The organism is Caulobacter sp. 10L414, from assembly GCF_056395525.1.
In genome coordinates this window covers 1-351 of the sequence record NZ_JBFTJR010000168.1, presented here as the reverse complement: position 1 = coordinate 351, position 351 = coordinate 1, and the positions used below count along the sequence as shown (strand labels likewise).

The following is a 351-nucleotide window of genomic DNA, read 5'->3' as shown; positions in this document are numbered from 1 at the left end:
GTGTAGCCGGCCCCTTCGAGCACGCGCTGGGCCGCGCGGGCGTTCTCGGGCTCCATATGGTTGTTGAAGGTATCGACGAACAGCACCACCTCCTTGCCGCCCGCCGCCTTCGGCGTGTAGTCGCCCCCAAGGAAAGCCGCCTGCCAGCGCGGCAGCGAGCGCCGGGCGGACAGGCCGAACAGGCGCTCGCTCAGCGCCGGCAGTCCCGGCACGCGGTCACGCAGGTTGAACAGCCACGGCAGGCGGCTGGCCAGCCCGGCGTAGCGCGGCAGGAAGGCGACCATGCGGTCGCGCGCGCGCAGCTTGCCGGCCTTGGCGTGGGCGGCGCGGACTTCGATCTTCATCTTGGCC

Annotated in this window: 1 protein-coding gene; it reads right to left on the bottom strand. The window is 72.1% G+C overall.

Annotated features, from left to right (window positions below):
* The coding region (locus tag AC1DCG_RS25250) for a hypothetical protein (RefSeq protein ID WP_477041775.1) at positions 1 to 351 on the bottom strand (351 nt) is incomplete at both ends.